Annotated in this window: 20 protein-coding genes and 1 pseudogene; 13 read left to right on the top strand and 8 right to left on the bottom strand. The window is 59.9% G+C overall.

The window, feature by feature from the left end:
* The first annotated feature begins 5 nt into the window (after positions 1-5).
* A complete protein-coding gene (locus QE432_RS16215) occupies positions 6-770 on the top strand; it encodes a hypothetical protein (protein WP_111782782.1) in 765 nt (254 codons plus the stop codon).
* Between the two features lie 51 nt (positions 771-821).
* On the opposite strand, the gene QE432_RS16210 is transcribed toward QE432_RS16215, so the two are convergent.
* Positions 822-1,739: a LysR family transcriptional regulator gene (locus tag QE432_RS16210; RefSeq protein ID WP_065658314.1), complete on the bottom strand. Its 918-nt coding sequence runs from the start codon at positions 1,737-1,739 to the stop codon at positions 822-824.
* Positions 1,740-1,821: 82 nt separating this feature from the next.
* Between QE432_RS16210 and QE432_RS16205 the strand changes: the two genes are divergently transcribed.
* Positions 1,822-2,865, top strand: coding sequence for a YeiH family protein (locus QE432_RS16205; protein WP_019564245.1), 1,044 nt, complete (start codon positions 1,822-1,824; stop codon positions 2,863-2,865).
* A 15-nt stretch (positions 2,866-2,880) separates the two neighbouring features.
* Here the strand turns inward: QE432_RS16205 and QE432_RS16200 are convergent, their stop codons facing one another.
* Entirely contained in the window at positions 2,881-3,324 is a 444-nt protein-coding gene (locus QE432_RS16200; protein WP_013635544.1) for a hypothetical protein, read from the bottom strand.
* Positions 3,321-3,950 (bottom strand): DNA-3-methyladenine glycosylase I, encoded by a 630-nt coding sequence (locus tag QE432_RS16195; protein WP_004432231.1) that lies wholly within the window; start codon positions 3,948-3,950, stop codon positions 3,321-3,323. Before QE432_RS16195 ends, QE432_RS16200 begins: the two co-directional genes overlap by 4 nt.
* A 237-nt stretch (positions 3,951-4,187) precedes the next feature.
* On the opposite strand from QE432_RS16195, the gene QE432_RS16190 reads away from it, so the two are divergent.
* Together QE432_RS16190 and QE432_RS16185 are read left to right on the top strand one after the other, a co-directional pair.
* A complete protein-coding gene (locus QE432_RS16190; protein ID WP_004432233.1) occupies positions 4,188-4,961 on the top strand; it encodes a L,D-transpeptidase in 774 nt (257 codons plus the stop codon).
* 264 nt (positions 4,962-5,225) lie between these two features.
* Complete coding sequence (locus tag QE432_RS16185) at positions 5,226-5,885, top strand: outer membrane beta-barrel protein (protein WP_013635541.1); 660 nt, start codon at positions 5,226-5,228, stop codon at positions 5,883-5,885.
* Positions 5,886-6,121: 236 nt separating this feature from the next.
* Here QE432_RS16185 and glcF read toward each other — a convergent pair whose 3' ends face one another.
* The 3 genes from glcF to QE432_RS16170 all read right to left on the bottom strand — a co-directional run bounded on the left by glcF (position 6,122) and on the right by QE432_RS16170 (position 10,169).
* On the bottom strand, positions 6,122-7,423 hold the full coding sequence (glcF, locus tag QE432_RS16180) for a glycolate oxidase subunit GlcF (RefSeq protein WP_004432239.1): 1,302 nt from the start codon (positions 7,421-7,423) through the stop codon (positions 6,122-6,124).
* Between the two features lie 3 nt (positions 7,424-7,426).
* Positions 7,427-8,629: a glycolate oxidase subunit GlcE gene (gene glcE / locus QE432_RS16175; protein WP_306624943.1), complete on the bottom strand. Its 1,203-nt coding sequence runs from the start codon at positions 8,627-8,629 to the stop codon at positions 7,427-7,429.
* 91 nt (positions 8,630-8,720) lie between these two features.
* Positions 8,721-10,169, bottom strand: coding sequence for an FAD-linked oxidase C-terminal domain-containing protein (locus QE432_RS16170; RefSeq protein ID WP_236762564.1), 1,449 nt, complete (start codon positions 10,167-10,169; stop codon positions 8,721-8,723).
* A gap of 98 nt (positions 10,170-10,267) precedes the next feature.
* Between QE432_RS16170 and QE432_RS16165 the strand changes: the two are divergent.
* Positions 10,268-11,168: pseudogene (locus QE432_RS16165) on the top strand (LysR family transcriptional regulator).
* 9 nt (positions 11,169-11,177) lie between these two features.
* Here the strand turns inward: QE432_RS16165 and QE432_RS16160 are convergent.
* Positions 11,178-12,452, bottom strand: a complete 1,275-nt coding sequence (locus QE432_RS16160) for a DUF3422 family protein (RefSeq protein WP_013635538.1) — start codon at positions 12,450-12,452, stop codon at positions 11,178-11,180.
* A 289-nt stretch (positions 12,453-12,741) separates the two neighbouring features.
* Here QE432_RS16160 and QE432_RS16155 point away from each other — a divergent pair, with 289 nt between their 5' ends.
* The 7 genes from QE432_RS16155 (at position 12,742) to QE432_RS16125 (ending at position 20,419) form a co-directional block, all read left to right on the top strand.
* On the top strand, positions 12,742-13,515 hold the full coding sequence (locus QE432_RS16155; RefSeq protein WP_004432249.1) for a FadR/GntR family transcriptional regulator: 774 nt from the start codon (positions 12,742-12,744) through the stop codon (positions 13,513-13,515).
* A 102-nt stretch (positions 13,516-13,617) separates the two neighbouring features.
* On the top strand, positions 13,618-14,964 hold the full coding sequence (locus tag QE432_RS16150; protein ID WP_004432251.1) for a glycosyltransferase family 4 protein: 1,347 nt from the start codon (positions 13,618-13,620) through the stop codon (positions 14,962-14,964).
* Positions 14,961-15,731: an HAD-IIB family hydrolase gene (locus QE432_RS16145; protein ID WP_111804414.1), complete on the top strand. Its 771-nt coding sequence runs from the start codon at positions 14,961-14,963 to the stop codon at positions 15,729-15,731. The genes QE432_RS16150 and QE432_RS16145 overlap by 4 nt, the downstream gene beginning before the upstream one ends.
* A 274-nt stretch (positions 15,732-16,005) precedes the next feature.
* Positions 16,006-16,446 carry an NUDIX hydrolase gene (locus QE432_RS16140; protein ID WP_162632874.1) on the top strand — a complete coding sequence of 147 codons (441 nt, stop codon included), beginning with the start codon at positions 16,006-16,008 and terminating at the stop codon, positions 16,444-16,446.
* A gap of 162 nt (positions 16,447-16,608) precedes the next feature.
* Entirely contained in the window at positions 16,609-18,114 is a 1,506-nt protein-coding gene (locus QE432_RS16135) for an inorganic phosphate transporter (protein ID WP_173992356.1), read from the top strand.
* A 20-nt stretch (positions 18,115-18,134) separates the two neighbouring features.
* Complete coding sequence (locus QE432_RS16130; protein ID WP_162693297.1) at positions 18,135-18,872, top strand: 16S rRNA (uracil(1498)-N(3))-methyltransferase; 738 nt, start codon at positions 18,135-18,137, stop codon at positions 18,870-18,872.
* 173 nt (positions 18,873-19,045) lie between these two features.
* Positions 19,046-20,419: a glutamate--cysteine ligase gene (locus tag QE432_RS16125; protein ID WP_038489924.1), complete on the top strand. Its 1,374-nt coding sequence runs from the start codon at positions 19,046-19,048 to the stop codon at positions 20,417-20,419.
* Between the two features lie 207 nt (positions 20,420-20,626).
* Here the strand turns inward: QE432_RS16125 and QE432_RS16120 are convergent, their stop codons facing one another.
* Entirely contained in the window at positions 20,627-20,920 is a 294-nt protein-coding gene (locus tag QE432_RS16120; protein ID WP_003515205.1) for a DUF1127 domain-containing protein, read from the bottom strand.
* A gap of 204 nt (positions 20,921-21,124) precedes the next feature.
* Here QE432_RS16120 and QE432_RS16115 point away from each other — a divergent pair, with 204 nt between their 5' ends.
* On the top strand, positions 21,125-22,075 hold the full coding sequence (locus QE432_RS16115; RefSeq protein WP_003515204.1) for a LysR substrate-binding domain-containing protein: 951 nt from the start codon (positions 21,125-21,127) through the stop codon (positions 22,073-22,075).
* Positions 22,076-22,106: the final 31 nt, after the last annotated feature.

Below are 22,106 nucleotides of genomic sequence, written 5' to 3'. Positions count from 1 at the left end.
CATCAATGATCCTCGAAGCCCTGCAATATGCCGCCACGCGTGCGGCCACGCCGAAGCCATTCCGGCCGCATATTCGCTATTCCGTCAATCTATGGGCGCGCGCCAATCGCTGCGCAACAGCATGGGCGGAGCATGAAAACAACAGCCAGCAATTTGTGCTGCAATCGGTGAGAAAACTCAAACAGAGACGGACGGCGGTGGTGCTCGGGTCGGGTCTGCTGCGCGACGTGCCATACGATGCGCTGGTGGCGATGTTCGATACCGTGGTTCTGGTCGATCTGGTGCATCTTGCCAGCGTGCAGGCGAAGCTGCGCTTCAATTCCAAAAAGAATGTGCGCATCGTCAACCGCGATCTTTCCGGTTTTGACGATATCGTTGCCGGTAAAGAACCGGAACCGCTCGAGTTCCTGCGGCGGGTGCCCTATCTAGATTTCGTCGTCTCGGCCAACCTCCTGTCACAGATCGGCACCGGCGTGCGGCATCGGCTGGAGCGGGAGAAGATTGCCGGCGCGCCTGATGACCTTTTGCCGAGGCTCATTCAGACGCATCTGGATGCGCTGGCCGCCCTTCCCTGCAAGGTGTGCCTGGTAACGGACACATCCTTTGACGTTATCGGCAAAGACGGCAGCCTGCACCAGCACGAGGACTTGCTGCACGGCGTTGATCTGTCCGCGCCGGCCGCCGCATGGGAATGGCCACTCGCTCCATTGGGAGAGGAAAGCAGGGACTATCGAATCGTTCATCACGTCGTTGCGCATGAGCTAACGTGATAGGCTCTGCCCGCGCACCGCGATCCCGATAATGCCGCGCGGCCTTTCGACCTACAAACCGGCAAGACCGGCCTTGTAGTCCTCCGAGGCGGCACGGCTGAGGCGTTCCAGTTCCATGGCGGCACGGCTGGTGTGACGTTCCTTGTGGCGCAACAGAGCAAAATTGCGGGCGGGCAGATCGATGCCGGCGCGGACCAACAATCCCTGTCGTAAGAACAGGGAAGCGACGGAGGCGGAAACCGCCGTCGCTGCGCCGCCGGAGCGTGCCGCCATCACCACGGCCTCGTTGGAGGGCAGTTCCAGCATCACGGAAAGATCTGCAGGGTCGACACCCATCTGCCGCACCGCCGCCTCGAAGGCGGAGCGGGTGCCGGAGCCCTGTTCGCGCAACACCCAGGACGTTCCGTATAGAATATCTAGGGCGGTGAGATAACGGCCGTCGGCGAAGGGGTGGGCGGAGCCGGTGACGACCAGAAGCTTGTCGGATACCACGGGCTGCACCATCAGCGCCGGCTCGTCGATCTTGCCCTCGATGAAGCCGACCTCAGCCAGCCCATCGAGCACGGCCTGCGTTACCGTTTTCGTATTGCCGATATCGAGTTTCAGCGTCACACCCGGATAAAGCTTCTTGAATTGCATGAGGATCGGCGGCAGCCAGTAGCTGGCAATGGTCTGGCTGGCGCAGACGGTGATTTCGCCGCGCGTCAGACCGCCCATTTCGGAGAGAATCAGTTCGGCACTGCGCACACGCGCCAGCGTTGCCTTGGCCTCACCCAGAAACACCCGGCCGCTTTCGGTCAATTCGATATTGCGGCCGACGCGATGAAACAGCTCGACATTGTAAAATGCCTCGAGGTTCTTGATTGCGGAACTGACGGCCGAGGCGGTCAAACCGATTGCCTGCGCGGCCCTTGTCAGGTGCTCGCGTTCGGCGACGGCGATGAAAATGCGGAGTTGTTCAAAGGTCATGGCTTTTTCATTCGATTTTATCGAATAATATATGCCATATTATTTGATAGAATAAAACAGGCCATTACGGCATTGTCTGGCCATGGCACAGCATCGCACCCTCACTCATCCCTTCCAGTCTTCTTTTCGTTCGCTGACCCCGCTTCTGCCGGGCATTCTGCTTTGCGCGGCGGTCAGTTGCGCTGCCATTCTGGCGGAACGCTTTCAGGTGCGGCTTGCCGGACATGCATGGCTCGGCGATCTGGTGCTGGCTATTCTGATCGGTACGCTTTTGCGTTCGCTCGTGTCGCTGCCAGCGGTTGCTTCGGCCGGCATCAAGTTCAGTGCCAAGACCCTGCTCGAGATTGCGGTGGCGCTTCTTGGCGCATCCTTGAGCCTTGCCATTCTCAAAGGCGCCGGCGGCTTGCTGATCGGCGGCATCGCTGTCATCGTCGCCCTTTCGCTGATCTTCAGCTATGCCGCCGGGCGGATGCTGGGGCTGCCACCCAAACTCGCAACCCTTATCGCCTGCGGCAATTCCATCTGCGGCAATTCGGCGATCGCGGCGGCAGCGCCCGCCATTGGCGCCAAGCCAGAAGATGTCGCCGCATCGATTGCTTTTACAGCCGTTCTCGGTGTCGCCGCCGTTCTGCTGATGCCGTTTCTGCCGCAGCTTCTCGGTCTTGATGCCACCCAGTATGGCATCTTCGCGGGCCTGACGGTCTATGCCGTACCGCAGGTGCTAGCCGCCACCGCCCCGCTCGGCGCCGTTGCGGTGCAGACCGGGACAATCGTCAAGCTCATACGCGTCCTGATGCTAGGGCCGGTCATTGCTGCCCTCTCCGTCATCCACGGCCAGTCCGGCAAGGGCCGGCTGAAGTTGCAGCAGATGGTTCCGTGGTTCATCATCTGCTTCGTGCTGATGATTATGGCCCGTTCCTTCGGCCTCATTCCCGAGGTTCTGCTAGGGCCCCTCGCCTCGCTCTCCAACATCCTCACCATCATGTCGATGGCGGCACTTGGTCTGTCGGTCGACATTCGCAGCCTTCGCCATGCCGGGGGCAAGGTCATCGTCGCCGCCAGCCTCTCGCTCGTGCTGCTTGGAATCTTGAGCTTCGGCCTGATCGCGCTGACGCAAACGGCCTGACGGTGCGGCGGGCCGTTATTTCTGAGTGCTGACCGTCAGGATATAATGCGCGCCGAGCCCGCGACGCGGTGATCCCAGGATAAGCGTCGGGCGGATCAGCCATTCGGTATCCGCCTTCGGCGTCAACGTGGCGATTTTACCTTCGGAGTCGCTGAAAAAGATCGCGTCCTGATCCGGCGTCGAAAAATCAAAGATCGCCATCAGGACGAATTCGCTGGAAGAGGTAAGCTCGACCTTCATCGTCTGCCCGGCCTTGACCTTCAGGCGGTAGACATCGCCACGGCCGCGCCGTGTCCAGCCATCTAGTTTCAACGGCCCGGTGGGCGGCAGGGCAACTTCCTTGAGCCTTTCGCCGTCGTCCAGCCAGATGCCGTCGACGTTGCGGCTTTCCGCAAGGGATGGATGCGGCACGGCCGCCACGGCCATGGCAAAAGCCAGAAGAAGGGACTTTGCTTTCATGGACGTACAAACTCCCGCCGCATGGCCTCGATCGGCTCACGGCAATGACAGCCTTCGATATGATCGTTGACCATACCCATGGCCTGCATGAATGCATAGACGGTCGTCGGGCCGACGAAGGTCCAGCCGCGCTTTTTCAAATCCCTGGAAAGACGAATGGACGCGTCGCTGGTGGGGTTGGCCCTTAACGTCGCATAGTCCAGCCTTTGCGGCCTTTCTGCGGCGGAAGGCTCGAACCCCCAGAAATAATGGGCAAGCGAACCGAATTCGTCCCGGAGCGCTATGGCGCGACGGGCATTGTTGATGGTCGACACGATCTTGCCTCGATGGCGGATGATGCCCTTGTCCGCAACACAGCGCTCAATGTCGGCTTCACCGAACTGCGCCACTTTTTCGAATTCGAAATTGGCAAAGGCAAGACGGAAAGCCTCGCGCTTGCGCAACACCGTCAGCCAAGAGAGGCCGGACTGGAAGCCCTCGAGACATATCTTCTCGAACAGGCGGCGATCGTCGGTGACGGGATAACCCCATTCTCCGTCATGGTAGCGGCTGTAATCCTCAAGTCCCTGCTGCCAGAAACACCGCACGCGGCCATCCGCGCCCGTTTCAAGTCCCGCCTCGTTCATACCGCAACCACCCTTTTTCGCTCCCGCCCGTGACCGGCGTGATGCGCGCACTTACCACTCATTCACCACGTTTCAAAACGGGTCGCTAACCTTAAATCCAGCTTTTTCTAATCAAGCGCTTTTTAATGAACAGCCATTTACGATTCGCTGGCGTCAAGGTGCGAACGTAGCCGGCAAGGCGGGCGAATGATCCCGCAATTGCTATTGTTGCGACATACCGCAGAGAGAGTCCACCCGATGACGATGAAGTCCGTTTTTCTGGCGCTGAGCCTCGTTTCCACCTTCGCCGCCCCGGCCGCCGCAGCCGGTGAGCGTTATCGGGAGCGCCCGCCTGTCGTCGTCAGTCCAGACCTTTCCGCCCCCTGGGTAACGCAGCTTGGTGGCGGCAATGTGCGGCCCGTGGTTTACCCGCGCGCGCCAGCAGCCCGCCAGCCTTTCTTCCAGCAGCGCCAGGCCGCCATGCCACAGCGCCCAAGCTCCGGCGTCACCTCGCAGCGCCCGGCCCGGGTACAGAACGCCGCCGTTCGCCCGAATGCGCCGGTGCGCACGCAGATCGCCCCGCAATTCCTGCCCCAGATCGTGAGCTACCAGACCACTCAGAAGCCCGGCACCATCGTCATCGATACGCCGAACCGCTTCCTCTATCTCGTCATGGCGGATGGCAAGGCCCGTCGTTACGGGGTCGGTGTCGGCAAGCCCGGTTTCGAATGGGCCGGAACACACAAGGTGACCCGCAAGGCGGAATGGCCGAGCTGGACTCCCCCGAAAGAAATGATCAGCCGCGAAGCGACGAAGGGACACTACCTTCCGGCCTTCATGGAAGGCGGCCCTGCCAATCCGATGGGCGCGCGCGCCATGTATCTCGGATCAACGCTTTACCGCATCCACGGTACCAACCAGCCCTGGACGATCGGCAGCAACAATTCCTCAGGCTGCATCCGCATGCGCAACGAGGATGTCACCGATCTTTACGAGCGTGTGAACGTCGGAACAACCGTCATTGTGATATGACGGCAACGGTGCCGCTAATACGCGGACTTTGCAGCCCACACCGCGGCAGATCGCGCTTGAATTGATGTCCCGCAGCGGTACAATCGCTACTAGATTGATTGAAGGAGACTTGGCGGGGGACGCCAGGCGCCGGACCTCTCTCAGGGGGATGATGGAACGGCCTTGAAACGGGTGGTCAGCTGACCGCCCGTTTTTCGTTTCTGTCATTTAAATGTTACTAAAAAGCGGTTTGGTGTGTCCTCAACACCAAACTGGATTCTCCCCATGCTGCGCCACGTTTCCATTCTTTGCGCCCTGCTGCTCAGCGGCGTTTCCTTCTCTTCCGCAATCGCGGGGGAATTTGAATTTTCCGGTTACGGCGGCTGGCAAAGCGCCCCGCACAGCGATGTCACGGTTTCGGACGGAACGGACTTCCGGGCGGGGTGGGAAGGCAAGTCATTTTCGAGCCCGGCCTATTGGGGGGTGCGCGGCACCTACTGGTTCGAGGAAGGCCAGCTCAACAATCTCGGCATCTCGCTCGATTACACCCACGACAAGGTCTATGCCGACGACCAGACGCTGGCGCGTTCCGGCTGGTCGCATTTCGAGTTCACCGACGGCCTGAACCTTTTGACGCTGAACGCGCTCTATCGTTTCCCGCTGGAGACCTGGCGCCTGACGCCTTACGTGGGCGCGGGCGTTGGCATCAACGTGCCGCATGTGGAGGTTACCCGGGCTTCCGGCAAAACCTTCGAATACCAGTTCGGTGGCGCAACCCTGCAGGCGCAGGCCGGCCTCAGCTACCGCATAACCGACAACTGGTCGACCTTCGTGGAATATAAAGGCACCTACTCCTTTATCGACGTGGATATCGACAATGGCGGCAAGCTTAAAACCGATATCATGACCAATGCGGTGAACTTCGGCGTGGCCTACAAGTTCTAAAACTGGGATGGAAATAGAGGGCGCTTTCCGACAGGTGCCAAGCTACCCTCAAACCTCACTCCTGTGCTTGTCACAGGAATACATCCGACGCGCGTCTGCGCTTCAAGAAGAGGCCTTCAAGCCCAAGGATCTGGGCTGACTGGATCCCTTCGACAAGCACAGGGATGAGGAGAGCGAACGACGCACCGGCCCGAGCCTTGTGTCGGGTCCCATGGCCCTTACAAGCGAACGGCGCTCTAAGCCAAAAGCCTCGCGGGTTTCGGTCCGCCATAAGCCCAGTCCAGCAGCTCGACCGTGTGCAGGATCGGCATTTCCGTGCCAGTCGCGATCTGCGTGATGCAGCCGATATTGCCGGTGGCAATGACATCCGCGCGTGTGGCTTCGATGTTCCTCACCTTGCGCGCCTTCAGCTTTCCTGAGATCTCCGGCTGCATGATGTTGTAGGTTCCGGCCGACCCGCAGCAGAGGTGCCCTTCCGCCGGATCGCGGACGGTAAAACCAGCCGCTTTCAGCAATTGCTTCGGTGCCATGGTGATCTTCTGGCCATGCTGCATGGAGCAGGCCGAATGATAGGCAACCGTCAGGCCCTGGCTTTCCTTTTGCGGCAGGTCGAGCGTGGCAAGATATTCGGTGATGTCCTTCGCGAGTGCCGATACCCGTGCGGCTTTGTCCGCATAGGCCGGATCAAGCCGTAGCATATGGCCGTAGTCCTTGATGGTCGTGCCGCAGCCGGATGCGGTGATGATGACGGCATCGAGGCCGCCATTTTCCATTTCACGCATCCATACATCGACATTGCGGCGGGCGGCGGCGAGCGCCTCGGCCTCGCGCCCCATATGGTGCACCAACGATCCGCAGCAGCCTTCCCCCTTCGGCACGACAACCTCCACGCCAAGCCGCGCCAGAAGACGCAGCGTCGCCTCGTTGATACCAGGGTCAAGCACCGGCTGGGCGCAGCCGGTAAGAATGGCGACACGTCCACGCTTTTCACCTTCGGCTGACCGTTCACCCGGACGGGCAGAAGCTGAAACGGCGGGCACGGAAGCCGGGGCGAGAGCGAGCATGGATTGCAGCGGTTTCAGCGCGGGAAACTTCGCGAGCACACCGGCGAAGGGTCGCGTGATCCGTGCCAGATGCAAGGCCAACCGGAAGCGACCGGGATAAGGCAGAACCGCAGCCAGAAGATTGCGGGTCAGGCGGTCCATGAAGGGACGTTTATAGGTTTGTTCGATATGGGCGCGGGCGTGATCGACCAGATGCATGTAGTCGACGCCGGACGGACAGGTGGTGGTGCAGGCAAGGCAGGACAGGCAGCGGTCGATATGGGTGACGACTTCGCGGTCCGCCGGGCGGCTATTTTCCAGCATGTCCTTGATGAGGTAGATGCGGCCGCGCGGACTGTCCAGCTCATTACCAAGCGTGACATAGGTGGGACATGTGGCGGTGCAGAAGCCGCAATGCACACATTTGCGCAGGATTTTTTCGGATTCCGCCACATGCGGATCAGCCAGTTGCTCGGGCGTGAAGGATGTTTGCATGGTTCAGACGGCCCTTCCCATCTTGCCAGGATTGAAGATGCCCGCTGGATCGAGCTTTTCCCTGATGCGCGCAGACAATATGGCCTCCGCCGCCGGGCGCGGTTCGAATGCCGGCACAGTGGCGCGCACCGCGTCGCTCGCCCGCATCAAGGTGGCGTGCCCGCCGCCGAGCGCGCGGATGGCGCCGCGCACCAATTCCGCTTCCGGGTCCGCCTCCATCTGCATCCAGATGAGACCACCCTGCCAGTCATAAAAGGCATCGATGCCCGCTTCCATGCGCAAGGCAGCAACCAGCCTGTGGCCTTCGCTCGGCGCGACCGAGACTTTCCAGAGCGGTTTGGCATCTTGCCCGGCATAGGGCGCGACATTCCGCACCTGCCGCCATAAAACAGCACTCTCCTCGCCTTCCAGCAGCGCCCATGGGCCAACCCTATCCATGACGGAAAGGAGTTTCGCCGCGCGCGCCTCGACGGAAGCCCCGAGCCCTTCCAGCCGCAGGATTGTCGCCGGACCTTCCGGCAGCGCGCCTGCGATGAAATGGGAGCGAACGCTTTCCGGCAGATGGGCCGCACCGGAAACCTCGACGCTCATCGCCATCGCTGCCGCCATGATCCGCGTCGCGGCCTCGTCGTCCAGACCGGAGACAACCACGGTTTTTTCCGCTGGCGGTTTCGGCAACACGCGGAAGGTTACTTCCGTGAGAAAACCGAGCGTGCCGTGTGAACCCGCCAGAAGCTTCGAGAGATCTAGCCCGGTGACATTCTTCATTACCCGGCCGCCCGCCTTGATGACTTCCGCCTTTCCATTGACGAAACGGATGCCGAGCAGGCTGTCACGCGCCGCACCAGCCACATAACGGCGCGGGCCGGAAACATTGGCAGCAAAGACGCCGCCGATGGTCGGCTCGCCTGCAGTTCCCATGATCGGGCGGTGGTCCATCGGCTCGAAGGCCATCATCTGCCGGTTTTCGGCAAGGGCGGCCTCGACGGTGGCGAGCGGTGTGCCTGCTTTGACCGTCATGACCATTTCGGCGGGGTTGTAGGCGATGATGCCAGACATTGCGCGGGAGGAAAGCGTTTCATCTGCCTCGACCGCATTGCCGAAACCGGAGCGGGTGTTGCCGCCGATGATTTTCAGCGGGGTTTTTCGGGTTGTGTGGTCGCGGATGATGTCGGCGACCTGGGTTTCTGCATAAGGGGTCAGCATGGGGTGCGCTCCGAGCAAGAGATACCCTCCTCTGCCCTGCCGGGCACAGAGGGGTGAGCCGCACCCACCAAGGCTACAAAGCTAAAGTACATCATCCCCTCCCCTCCAGCGGAAACACCTTGGAAGGGTTCATCAACCAACCCTCGTCAAAAGCAGCGCGAACCGCCATCTGCTGGGCAAGATCAGCCTCGGCATATTGGTGCCGCATCAGGTCGCGTTTTTCGATGCCGACACCGTGTTCGCCGGTGAGGCAACCGCCCGCATCGACGCAGAGCTTCAGGATTTCATTGCCCGCCTCTTCGGCCCGGGCGGCGTCTTGCGGATCGTTGGCGTTGAACAGGATCAGCGGATGCATGTTGCCATCGCCCGCATGAAAGACATTAGCGACGCGAAGGCCGAGGCGGTCGGTGATTTCGCTTGTTTTTTTCAGCACATAGGAAAGCTGGGAAAGCGGCACCGTGCCATCCATGCAGATATAGTCCGCGATGCGGCCCGTTGCGCCGAAAGCGGATTTCCGGCCCTTCCAGATCGCCGCGGCCTCCATGGCCGACTGGCATTCCCTGACCGTCTTCACGCCGTGTTTTTTCGCAATGGCGACAATATCGGCCAGCATGGCGTCCATTTCCGCCTCCGAGCCTTCGACCTCGACGATCAGCAGCGCGCCGACATCCAGCGGATATCCGGCCCTGGCGAAGGCCTCGCAAATCTCGATTGCCGGCTTGTCCATGAATTCGATGGCGACAGGAATGATGCCCGCGCCGATGATATCGGCCACGCAGGAGCCAGCTTCTTCGGAGGTTTCGAAACCAAACAGCACCGGGCGCGCGCCCTCCGGCTTGGCAATCAGCCGCACCGTCGCCTCTGTGACGATGCCGAGCTGGCCTTCCGAACCGCAAACGAGGGCGAGAAGATCGTAACCGGCGGCGTCAAGATGCTTGCCGCCCAGCTCCAGCACCGTGCCATCGACAAGCACCATTTTTACGCCGAGCAGATTATTGGTGGTGACACCGTATTTCAGGCAGTGCGCACCGCCGGAATTCATGCCGACATTGCCGCCGATGGTGCAGGCAAGCTGCGAGCTTGGGTCCGGCGCATAAAAGAAGCCTTCCGCACCGGCCGCATCGGAAATGGAGAGATTGGTGACGCCCGCCTGTACCCTTGCCGTGCGATTGTAAAAATCGAGTTCGAGGATCGCGGACATCTTCGAAAGGCCGATCACCACCGCATCTTCCTGCGGAATGGCGCCGCCGGAAAGCGAGGTGCCCGCGCCGCGCGGCACGACAGGAATGCCGTAACGGTGACAATATTTCAGTACCGCTGCGACCTCTTCGGTGGTCTTCGGCAGGGCGACGGCCAGCGGCAGGCGGCGGTAGGAGACGAAAGCGTCGGTCTCGAAAGGCACGAGCTCACGCGGCTCGTGCACGAGACAGTCCTCGGCCAGGATATCCTTCAGATCGGATATGATGCGGTCACGGCTCGATAAAACCGCCGCACGCGGCTCCAGAAACTTGATCGGCTGCGTCACCGCCCCCTCCTCCATGCACGTCTTGCCAAGTGGTATTGTTTCTTTACCACTTTGAAGGAGCGCAATCAAATGCTAAGGATTTTTTCCGTTCTGGAAATAATCGGGAGGCAACTGTGACAAATCTGGGCGATCTGGAGGTCTTCGCAACCGTTGCCGCCTCCGGCAGCATGTCGCTTGCCGCCAAGGAGCTTGGTTATTCACCCGCTGTTATTTCCAAGCGCATCAAGCGGCTTGAAGAAAAGCTCGGCGCACGGCTGTTCCAGCGCACGACAAGGCAGATCTCACTGACCGAAGCGGGCCAAGGCTTTTACGAACGGGTACTTTGCCGTGCTGGAAGGGCTGGAGGATGCCGAGGATTTCGTGTCTGGGCGCGCCAACACCGTCAACGGCACGCTGAAAATCTCAGCTCCCACCTCCTTCGGTCGCATGCATATTGCGCCGCATCTGAAGACGTTCATGGAGCGCCACCCGGACCTGTCGGTCAATCTGGTGCTCAGCGACGAATTCATCGATATCATCGAAGGCGGTTACGATCTGGCGATCCGCATCGCCGATCTCAATTCCTCCAGCCTCGTCGCCCGCCGGCTGGCGCCGGTGCGCCGCGTGCTATGCGCCTCGGCGGAATATGTCACTGCCCACGGCATGCCGGCGACGATCGAGGACCTTAAGAAGCACCGCTGTCTGCCGGCCCACAACAACGATATCTGGCGACTGGAAGGACCGGGCGGGGCGCTCAGCATCCGCCCGGAAGGCATGCTGGTCACCAATTCCAGCGAAGTGATCCGCGAGGCGGTGATATCGGGACTGGGAATTGCGTTGCGCTCCACCTGGGATATCGGCCACGAATTGCGCGCCGGCCGGCTGGTGCAGGTTCTACCCAGCTATGAGGGATCGCGAAACGTCACGCTGTCGGCGGTCTATCCAAGCCGCCAGTTCCTGCCCGCGAAGGTGCGGCTGTTCATCGACTATCTCGCCGGACTTTACGGCCCCTCACCCTATTGGGAGCATGATTGACGCCGGTATTCAGTGCCCGCCCTCGACATGGGAGCGGCGAATGCGGCGCACCACCCACCAGACGCCCAGCACGGCAAAGGGAACGGAAAGACCGGTGACCACGGCGGGATCAACCGGCAGCACGTCGTGGCTGATCGCCTTGGTGAGATAACCGATCAATCCGACGACGTAATAGGAGATGGCGGCGACGGACAGGCCTTCCACCGTCTGCTGCAGGCGAAGCTGCATGGCGGCGCGCTTATTCATGGTGTTCAGGAGCACCGTGTTCTGCCGTTCCAGTTCCACGTCGATCCAGCTTCTGACGAGTGCCGTAGCGCGATAGAGCTTGCGCGACAGGTTGGCCTGCCGCTCCTCGACCGACTGGCAGGTGCGCATGGCGGGCGCCAGGCGCCTTTCCAGAAAGCTGCCCATGGTCTCGTGCCCCTGAACCGGCGTTTCCGCAAGCGCGCGAATACGTTCATGCACGATGCCGTCATAGGCGCGGCTGGCGCCAAAACGATAGAGGCTGAGCGCGGCATTGGCTTCCAGTTCCGCCGCAAGCCGGGTCATCTCCGCCAGCAGCGCATCGGCCTCGTCGCGCGCGCCGTTTTTCATGCGCTGGGTGATTCCCGTCAGGCCATCTTCGATGCGACGGATTTCCGGCGACAGCGTCTGCGCCATCGGCAGTCCGAGCATGGCGAGCGTGCGATAGGTCTCGATATCCAGCAGCCGCTGCACCAGCGCACCGCGGCTGTAATCGCTCAAGCCACGGTCGATCACCAATATCTGCGTCAACCCGTCGCGATCCTGACGGAAATCGGTGAGGATCGCCGCCTGCCCGTCGCGCACGTCGCTGTAACAGAGGCTCGTCGGCTCGAACATGGTCTCCGCGTTGGGGGCCGTTGCGCCTTCTGGACGGATTTCCAGCCGTATGCCTGATATCAGGGAGCCGGGTGGCGAAAAACCGTCGCCGAACGGATCGCCGACAATATCGCCGCCGAATTTTTCCGGCGCGGGGCCATCCCAGAACCATGTCGAGAATTCGGTATGCCGCTCCCAGCGCAGCGTGCCCTGCCCCCAGGGCATGGCATGGTGGCGGGCATCGCGTTCCGGCGGCGCGACACCCCGGCTACGCGACATTTCCGCAATGACCGAGTGATGCACGGCAGAACCGCCATCCATCATGAAGGCAAGCTGGACGATGATGCGCGACGGCGCGAGAAGCACGGTCGGCCGCGCATGAACCTCGCCGAGAGCCAGCGATCTTTCCGGCGCGCTTGCGAAAGCAAATCTACCCTTGGCCATTGCGATATCGTCCCCGCCTGTTTCGCCGGTTATCTAGAACATCCATCGCGATGACGACACCGCAATCGAAGCATATGTAATTGTTTTGATGCACCTGACGGAGAAAACCGTCATCACCACCCTGTGCGGGTGCTTTAACAAAAGCCAGTTTAAAAAGGCAGGTGCCGTGTTGCCGCAGGCATGGCGCAGAGCTTACGGCAGAACTGGACAGAATATTTGACCAGTGCGATGCTTCGCTGATAATTTGCCCCATCGAATACGGGGCGGGACTTCGCCGGAGAATGTTGCGATGGACGAAACACTGTTCGCCCGAATAGAGCACAGCCGCACATCGCAGGAGGTGATCTTACGTTTCGAGGAGCTCATCCTCGACGGCATATTGCGGGATGGCGACCGGCTGCCCGGCGAGCGTGAACTGGCGCAGAAGCTCGATGTCTCGCGGCCAATCCTGCGGGAAGCGCTGAAGGAACTCGAAACGCGCGGCCTTCTCACCAGCCGGCACGGCGGTGGGACTTATGTGGCCGATATTGTCGGTCCGGTCTTTTCCGATCCCTTGAGCGCGCTGATCACACGCCACAGCCGCGCAACGCGGGATTTTCTGGAATATCGCCGATATATCGAAGGCATGACCGCCGAACTTGCGGCACAGCGGGCGACGGAACCGGACAGGCGCAACCTTGCGGCTATCGTCGAAAAAATGCGGGAGGCCCATGAGGCTGGCCGCTTCGAAGAAGAACTTGCAAGCGATGTGGAATTTCACAACGCCATCGGCGAGGCGGCACATAATATCGTGCTGATGCACACATTGCGGTCCTGCTACCGGCTCCTGAGCGACGACATCTTCTATAACCGCCATCTCATATTCAGTGTCGCAGGTGCGCATGACGAGGTGCTGAGACAGCATATCGCCATCCACGAGGCCATTGCGGGCGGTAATGCGGCAGGGGCAAGGGCTGCGGCGGAAACCCATATCGATTTCATCGTGGACACCACATCCAAGGCGCATCAGGCAAGGGAATGGGACCGGATTTCACGCCTGCGACAACAGCAGCGCAACGCCTGAAAACAGCTTCAGACGAAATGCGGCATCGCTTTTCTTCAGATTTTATGGAACCTTTTGTCCTCTTTGGTCTTTTTCTGGGGTTAATTGGAAAAATTTACCAAGATGGGACCCATGACGACCACGAGCGAAACTGAACGCTATCCAAGGATAGCTCTCATATCGACGCATGGCTATGTCGCCGCGCACCCGCCACTCGGCGCAGCGGACACCGGGGGACAAGTGGTTTATGTGCTTGAGCTTGCACGCAAACTCGGCCAGCTCGGTTACACCGTTGATCTCTATACCCGCCGCTTCGAAGACCAGCCGGAATTCGACGAGGTTGACGAGCGCGTCCGTGTGGTGCGCATTCCCTGTGGCGGGCGCGATTTCATTCCCAAGGAATATCTGCACCGCCACCTGATGGAATGGTGCGAAAACGCGTTGCGCTTCATCAAGAAAAACAACCTCAACTACTCTTTCATCAACAGCCACTACTGGGATGCGGGCGTTGCCGGGCAGCGGCTTTCCGAGGCGCTGAAAGTCCCGCATCTGCACACGCCGCATTCGCTCGGCCTCTGGAAAAAACGCCAGATGGAAACCGATTACCCGGAAAAGGCCGATACCTTCGAACTTGAGTTCAATTTCAAGGAACGTATCCAGCACGAACTCATCATCTATCGCAGTTGCGACATGGTGATTGCGACGACGCCGGTGCAACTCGACGTCCTGATCGAAGATTACGGTCTGAAGCGCAAGCACATCCACATGATCCCGCCGGGTTATGACGACAACCGCTTCTTCCCCGTCTCTGATGCGACGCGGCAAATGATCCGGCAGCGTTTCGGTTTCGAGGGCAAGGTGGTGCTGGCGCTTGGACGCCTTGCCACCAACAAGGGTTACGACCTTTTGATCGACGGCTTCTCGGTTCTTGCGGCGCGCGAACCGGAAGCCCGCCTTCATCTGGCCGTCGGCGGCGAGAATATGGACGAGCAGGAAACCACCATTCTCAATCAGCTGAAAGAGCGAGTCAAATCGCTCGGGCTGGAGGACAAGGTGGCGTTTTCCGGCTATGTCGAGGACGAGGATTTGCCTGATATCTACCGGGCAGCCGATCTTTTCGTTCTGTCGAGCCGTTACGAGCCATTCGGCATGACCGCAATCGAGGCGATGGCGAGTGGAACTCCGACCGTGGTAACCATCCACGGCGGGCTGTTCCGCGCCGTCAGCTACGGCCGCCACGCGCTGTTTGCCGACCCTTTCGATAAGGAAGACCTTGGCATTACCATGATGAAGCCGTTCAAGCACGAGCGGCTGTATGGGCGGCTTTCCCGCATGGGGGCGCACAAGGCGCGCAGCCTTTTCACCTGGACGGGAATCGCGCAGCAATTGCTGGCGCTGGTGGAAGGCAGGCCGCTGATGCCTGTTCTGGAAGAATCCGATTGGGCAGAACCATGGAACGACGGCGATTGAAACCGCTTCGCTTGTTTTCCACCGATCTCGACGGAACCGTCGTCGGCGATAACGCCGCTACGCGCCGGTTCCGCGATTTCTGGCATTCGCTGCCGGACGATCTTCGCCCGGTTCTGGTCTTCAATAGCGGCAGGCTGGTCGATGACCAGCTCGCCCTTTTGGAAGACGTTCCCTTGCCGAGGCCCGACTACATTATCGGCGGGGTCGGCACCATGCTGCACGCAAGAGAGCGGGGCGAGCTTGAAAGCGCCTATACGCATTCGCTCGGTACGGGTTTCGACCGGCAAAAGATCGCCGATGTCATGGCCGGCCTGCCGGGTGTGACCATGCAGGCGGAACGCTATCAGCATGGCCTCAAATCCAGCTGGTTCCTGCATGGTGCGGATGAGAAGACGCTCAGTGATATCGAAAACACGCTCGTTGCGGCGGATATCGATGCCCGGATCGTCTATTCCAGCAACCGCGACCTCGACATATTACCCAAGGCCGCAGACAAAGGTGCGGCATTGGCGTGGTTATGTGGACAACTGCACATTGGTCTCGACGAATCAGTGGTTGCGGGCGATACTGGCAATGATCGGGCGATGTTCGAGTTGAATGGTATTCGCGGTGTGATCGTTGGCAATGCCTTGCCGGAGCTTCTTTCGCTGGCGAACAATGACAGCCGTTTTTTCCTCTCGCGCGCGACCGAAGCTGACGGTGTGATCGAAGGTCTCCAGAATTGGGGATTGCACACTGGCCAACGCAGTTCCGGCAATAATTCATAGCGGTTTTGCGTTCTGAATAGCGTAAAACAGAAAAAATGCAGTATTCCCGCGATCGGTCGCTGACGGTTACGTACCGGGCAAAGCCTTCGTTCGCACCCCTGCCACATCCCCTGCTGCCTACGATCTTCAACGGCATGAAGACAATCGTGGGTTATGCGTGAGAGGGGATTGGCGGGACATAAAGGATATCTATATTAGCAGTTACGACTAACAGGCGAAGAAGGATCCACACGGATTGAAGATTTTGAATCGATTGGCGACAGATGTAGGCTTGATGTTGCGCAGACCGCCGCGACAGCAATACGCAGCGCTGTGCTATCGATCGTCCAAAAAACTTCGTGAGCCGGAAGTCCTGTTGCTGACAAGCAGGGATACGGGGCGCTGGGTCATTCCCAAAGGCTGGCCCATGGCCAACAAGAAGGCGCATGCAGTTGCCGAACAGGAAGCCTACGAGGAAGCCGGTGTCAAAGGCAGGGTGGATAAGGCCCCCTTCGGCTTTTATGAGTATGAGAAAAAGCTGAACAGCGGCATCAATGTGCTGTGTAAGGTTCAGGTACATCTGCTCGAAGTGGCGGAGCTGCAGGACAGCTTTCCCGAGAAGGATTCCAGACGGCTTGAATGGGTCACTCCCGAAGAGGCCGCCAAACGGGTCAACGAGCCGGAACTGAAAGCGCTCATGCTCACTTTCGACAAGCGGATGGCGCTTTCGAAATAGCGTCCACGCCCGAATAGTGGCAATCTGCAGGTTTGTTTTTCCAACATGGCTTTTACTGTCTTTCATTTTGGAAAGATGTGCGAGATGTAACAGTCTTTCTGTAAATTGCCTTCAGCCCGCGACATTGCCGGACGAATGGGAATGCTGGCGAACGAGGTCTGAATGGCAATGAAGCCGCCACCGAACATGAAGCCGACGCTCGACAAGGATCTCGAGAAGATCACCCGTGTCGAAGAGGCGACGCTGCACGTCACGCAGCAGCTTGCCGGCCTTGGTGCGGGGGTGATGTTCGTTGTTCTGGCGGCGATATTTGCCGGCGCCTTCGTCACGGGCACGGCGGGCGCCGTCATCATCATCGCAGCCGTTGCCATCGGCGCCTATATGGCAATCAACATCGGCGCAAACGATGTGACAAACAATGTCGGCCCGGCGGTCGGCGCCAAGGCGATGCCGCTTGCAGCGGCACTCTTCATCGCCGCCATCTGCGAGATCGCGGGTGCCTTGATCACCGGCGGCAACGTCGTCGAGACCATTTCCAGCGGCATCATCAACATCCAGACCATTCCCGACCGCACCGTGTTTTCCTGGGCTATGTTGTCGGCCCTCCTCGCCGCCGGTCTTCTCGTCAATATCTCGACCTGGACGAAAGCGCCGATTTCCACCACCCACACGGTGGTTGGCGGCGTTGCGGGGGCTGGAATGGCGGCCTATGGCATCCGGGCAGTCGACTGGCTGTCGCTTGGCAGCATCGCCTTTGCCTGGGTTCTAGCGCCCTTTATAAGTGCGGCCATCGCCATCGCCCTCCTTGCCTTCATCAAGGAATTCATCATCTACCGGGAGGACAAGATCGACGCCGCGAAGCGTTGGGTTCCTGTTCTGATCGGCATCATGACCGGGGTCTTCACCGCTTATCTCATCTGGGTGGGGCTGAGGCAGATCGTGCATGTCTCGCTTGGCCATGCAAGCGGCATCGGGCTTTTGACCGGCCTTGTCGCCTGGCGGCTGTGCGTGCCGATCATCCGCAAACAATCGGTGGGATTGGAAAACCGCAACCAGTCGCTTCGAACGCTGTTTCAGTGGCCGCTCGTTCTTGCGGCTGGCCTCATGTCCTTTGCGCATGGGGCAAATGACGTTTCGAACGCCATTGGCCCGGTGGTGGCAATCGTGCGGGCACTGCACGACGAGGCGGTGGAGACGTCCGCCCGCGCACCGCTCTGGGTGATGCTGGTCGGCGCATTCGGGCTTTCCTGCGGTATTCTTCTCTATGGCCCGCGCCTCATCCGCCTTGTCGGTGAACAGATCACCAAGCTCAACCCGATGCGCGCTTTCTGCGTTTCCGTGGCCACGGCTCTGACGGTTCTCGTCGCATCACGCTTCGGCCTGCCGGTCAGCACCACCCATACGGCGATCGGCGCCGTGTTCGGCGTCGGCTTCTTCCGCGAATGGTACACGCAGGCGTCTCGACGGCGGCAGGAACTCGTCCAGGCCGGCACCAGTCAAATCCGCCGGGCCGATCGATATCTGGACAATCCTTCCGAGATACGCCGCCGTTATCTCGTCCGGCGATCCCACTTCATGACCATCATCGCCGCCTGGCTGGTGACCGTTCCCGCAAGTGCTACGCTTGCAGCACTGTTATATTGGCTTATGTCCTTCCTCTTTCTCTGACGCTGAAACAGAAAAGTCCCATGCGCGCAAATTTCCGGATGCAACGCCTGTTCGTCGAAACCCCGCTTGCTGCGGGCGTGGCGCAGGAAGCGACAACCGAACAGTTCAATTATCTCGCCAATGTACTGCGCATGACCGATGGCGCGGAAATCCTGCTGTTCAACGGTCGCGACGGGGAATGGAAGGCGAGGCTCTCCTTTCCGAGCCGCAAGAAGATCACCCTCATCCCTCTGGAACAGACACGGCCCCAGCCGCAGGCATCGGATCTGCACTACCTGTTTGCGCCGCTGAAAGTCGGACGCATGGATTATCTGGTGCAGAAGGCGGTCGAGATGGGGGCCGGTCTTTTGCAGCCGGTGATGACCCAGCATGTGCAGGGCAAGATCCACAATACCGAAAAACTGCGCGCCAATGCCATCGAGGCCGCCGAGCAATGCGGCATCCTGTCGTTGCCTGACGTGGCCGAGCCGGTGAAACTGAAAGACATGCTCGAGACCTGGTCCCAGGATCGACGGATCATCTATTGCGACGAGGGCGACGCGGGCCAAAATCCGCTGCCTGTCCTGCAATCCATCAAGGAACGCAAAATCGCTCTTCTGGTCGGCCCGGAAGGCGGGTTTTCCGAAGAGGAAAGAGAGCTGCTGCGCAGCCTTGCCTTCGTCACCCCCATTCCGCTCGGGCCGCGTATCCTCAGGGCCGATACGGCTGCGGTCGCAGCCCTTGCGGTCATTCAGGCATCGATCGGCGACTGGAATTGAACTATCTGGCACATGTCTTTATCGCAAAACCGCTGCACAGTTTTACGCGACATGCGCTGAACCATTGCGCTTCATGCATCTTTAAAAGAAATTCATTTGCCTCCGGATACGATCCGGCTCTATCTGCCACACATATGCCTCGCCGCAACAGAGACGTCATAACAAGGTAAGCCATGGCACGCGATACGACCGACCAGACACCCCTCTCCTCCGTCACGGAGCTTACAGATTATCTGGCCGGCGGTTGCAGAGCTGAAGCCGACTTCCGCATTGGCACCGAGCACGAGAAATTCGCCTTTTTCCGCGAGGGCAACCGGCCGGTTCCCTATTTCGGCGAGGCCAGCATTTCCGCTCTGCTGAAGGGCATGCAGGAAAAGCTCGGCTGGGAGCCGATCATGGATGGTGAAAACATCATCGGACTTGGCGAACAGCACGGCATGGGCGCCATATCGATCGAGCCGGGCGGCCAGTTCGAACTGTCAGGTGCCCCGCTCGAGAACCTGCATCAGACCTGCAAGGAATCCAACCAGCATCTGGCGACCCTGCGCGAAGTGGCGGAGCCGATGGGCATCCGTTTTCTCGGCATTGGCGGCAGCCCGCTGTGGAGCTATGACGAAACACCGCGCATGCCGAAATCGCGCTACGCGATCATGACGCGCTACATGCCGAAGGTCGGGACCAAGGGTCTCGACATGATGTACCGTACCTGCACCATTCAGGTTAACCTCGACTTCTCTTCCGAAGCGGATATGCGCCAGAAGATGCGCGTTTCCATGAAGCTCCAGTCGCTGGCCACCGCACTGTTTGCTTCCTCGCCCTTTACCGAAGGCAAGCCGAACGGCCTGCTTTCCTGGCGCGGCGATATCTGGCGCGATACCGACAATCGCCGCTCCGGCGTGCTGCCCTTCACCTTCAATGACGATTTCGGCTTCAAGGATTATGTCGAATGGGCGCTGGATGTGCCGATGTATTTCATCGTGCGCGACGGCAAGTATCACGATTGCACCCATGTCACCTTCCGTCAGTTCATGAACGGGGCGTTAAAGGGTGAAATCGCTGAATGGGAACCGACCATGGGTGACTGGACGAACCATCTCTCCACGCTGTTCCCCGATGTGCGCCTGAAGCGCTTTCTGGAAATGCGTGGTGCCGATGGCGGCCCATGGAGACGCATCTGTGCCCTGCCCGCTTTCTGGGTCGGCCTTCTCTATAATCAGGAAGCGCTTGACGCAGCCGATGCGCTGACAGCTGGCTGGAGTTTTGATGAGGTCATCGCCCTTCGCAATACCGTACCGGCCAAGGGGCTGGCGGCGGAGATCGCCGGCAAGCCGCTTCTCGGTTTCGCCCGCGAGGTGCTGGACATTTCCCGCACCGGCCTCAAGAACCGCAACCGGCTGAACGGCGAAGGCCAGGACGAAACCGTGTTCCTGTCCTCGCTGGACGAGGTTCTCGCCAAGAAGACCACGCTCGCCGAAGACCTGCTTGCGCTCTATAACGGCCGCTGGGGTGGATCGGTGCTGCCAGTATTCGATGAATATCAGTATTAAAGCATTTCGCTGAAACTGCGCAGCGGCTTTACGTCCGGACAGTGCGCAAGACAGGCAAGGCGTTGCCATAAAAAAACCCGGTGCGGCCGAGGGGCCTGACACCGGGCAAAGGCAGGGTTATTGGCAAATCACCCTGCGGGGAAAACCTTATCGGTTCGCGAGCAATCCCGGCGTCTGGAGGTACGCCGGAATTGCACGAACACAAGCCTAGAGCGTCTTGAACCGCGTGACTGAGCGCGTGCGTGCGGCGCGGGTCAGATGGGCGGTCGGATCTTCGAGCAAGCCGGTATTGAGCGCGTTGGTCACATCCGAGCGCGCCAGCCCGATATCGGCGAGCAGGCGATCGTCAAGCTCCGTGAGACCATTTGCGACGATACGATTGTAGATGCGCTGCACAAACGTTTTCACGGTGGAAGCAACACCGAAAGCGATGCGACGCAGGGTGTCGCTCTGCTGGCCGGTTGCGAATTCCAGTTCCATTTTCCGTTCTGCCGTGCGCATAACAATGATCCTTCCGTAACGGCACGATGCGGCACCGCTCCCGACGCACCGTGCGCGGGAAGCTGCCTTGGGTTGGGGGCCTGACGATGTGCCCGCCCCGGGGTTGAGATTGATTTGCTGGGTGTCAAAATGTCGCAAGACTATTGATCAGTCCAACGAATGTTTCTAATGTGAGGCATCAATCATTCTGATGGATGAGTATCAATGTCCGCACCTCTCGACATAGACCAGCTGCACACCTTCATCGCCATTGTCGATACCGGCAGCTTTACCAAGGCCGCTGAGCGCGTTTTCAAGACGCAATCCGCCGTATCCATGCAGATGCGGCGACTTGAGGAGCGGATCGGCAAACAGCTCTTTGCAAAGGACGGGCGCGGCAACCGCCTGACGGCCGAGGGCGAGAAACTGATGAATTATGCCCGCCGCATCATTCGCCTTAACAACGAGGCGATTGCGGCCTTCGATGACAACAGGCTCGAGGGCACGTTGCGCATCGGCACCCCGGACGACTATGCCGACCGCTACATGCCAGAGATCATCGGGCGTTTCGCCAAGACGCATCCGAATGTCGAGCTTTACATCGTCTGCGAACCTTCGGTGAGCCTTGCCGAAAAAATGGCGCGCGGCGAGCTGGATATAGCACTCGTCACCCACAATCCCCGCGCCCGCTCATCCGATGTCGTGCGCACCGAGCCACTCTGCTGGGTCACCTCCGCGAACCATCCGCTGAAGGATGATGCGCCAGTGCCGCTGGCTGTCGGCCGGCGCGACTGTCACTGGCGCCAACTTGCCTGCTCGGCGCTCGATGCCGACGGGCGGGATTATCAGGTGCTGTTCACCAGCTGGTCTTCCACCGTGGTTGCCGCCGCCGTGCTGGCAGGCATGGCGGTTTCCGTGCTGCCGGAATCGGCGCTGCGTACCGGCATGAAGGTTTTGACCGCCTCGGACGGTTTCCCACCGCTGCCGCCGGTCCAGATCGGCCTGATGAAACGGCCGGGCCTATCGCCCTCGCTGGTGAACGCCATTACAGACCACATCACCGCCTGCCTCGACAACATCTCTCCGATGAACGTCGCCGATGAGCTGGATAACGATGTGAAGACCTACCCGAAGATGCCGCGCCTGCGCGCCGGGCACATGCTGCCGGGCTGGTGAATGGGTCCGCAAATGCGGTCGTGTGAGACAC

The organism is Agrobacterium sp. SORGH_AS_0745, from assembly GCF_030818995.1.
Classification (GTDB): domain Bacteria; phylum Pseudomonadota; class Alphaproteobacteria; order Rhizobiales; family Rhizobiaceae; genus Agrobacterium; species Agrobacterium tumefaciens.
Note: the sequence above shows the minus strand (reverse complement) of the source record. Positions and strands in the feature narration are given on the sequence as shown.